The sequence below is a fragment of the Bacillus sp. 05T31 genome (genome assembly GCF_056396725.1).
The window spans coordinates 1-996 of record NZ_JBFTMA010001068.1 but is presented as its reverse complement, the minus strand read 5'-3'; the positions used below and the strand labels follow the sequence as shown (position 1 = coordinate 996).

Here is a 996-nt window from a genome sequence, read left to right as displayed (position 1 = left end):
CTATTAATCTTCAAAATATGATCTGTTTTTCAAAGATCGTTTTATATGAAATTTAGACCATAAAAAAAGAGCCCACATAATGTGGACTCTTTCTATTGAAATAAATTTCAATTATTTTGCTGCTGTTACTGATTTGAAATCAACAAGTTTGTTACCTGCTTGGTCAGCAGTTGTGAATACGTGAGGAGCATTCTCTGCGCCTTGCTTAGCTTTAACTGTTACTGTACCATTACCTAAGTTAACTTCGCTAGTAACCTTTAGAACTACGTCTTTAGCTACTTTGTCTTCTTTAACTGCCACAGTTAATGGTGCACCATTTAAATCAAGTACGAAATCATTTGTATCAACTTTTACAGCCTCAGAGAATGTAAGAGTAATCTCTTTGTTATCTACGCTTGTAATTTTAGCTGATTGGAATACAGGAGCTTTCGTATCTTCAACTTTTAATAATAGGTTCGTTGTACCCATTTTTACTCCAGATGCATTTGCAACGTTAGCTACTGTAAACTTCACTGTTTCTGATTTTTCGAAAGTGAATGTTTTTGGTAGTTCGATAGTTGCTGTTGTTTTTGTTGTTTCTTTTCCTTCTACTGTTACTTTTTCATTAGCTAGAGTAATCAAAGCACCTTCTGGTAATTTAGCACCCGCTAATGTGTAATTGTTTACGTTAGCTGCTGATTCTGCAACTTGGCCACCTTTTACTTCTCTATCAAATTTCACTTTGATTTCGTTGTTATTCTTATCGAATACAACATCTCCCTCTACCTTTGGAGCTACTTTATCTGTTGGTGGTGTTACAACAGCATCTTTCTTCGCAACTTTTACTTCAGTAGTGAATGCTGCTGAATCATTACCAGCCATATCTTTAATAAATCCTTTTGAAGCAGCAACTTTATAGTTACCTTCAGCTGGGAATGTTAAAGTTATAGCTTTTTTATTATTTTCAACTACTTTTGCAGTTACCTTTTCTGTTACATCTTCACTTGTATCTTGATT

Annotated in this window: 1 pseudogene; it reads right to left on the bottom strand. The window is 34.2% G+C overall.

Going from position 1 to position 996, the window contains the following annotated elements:
* Positions 1–111: 111 nt before the first annotated feature.
* Positions 112–996: pseudogene (locus AC1DJR_RS31395) on the bottom strand (S-layer homology domain-containing protein); the annotation flags it as partial.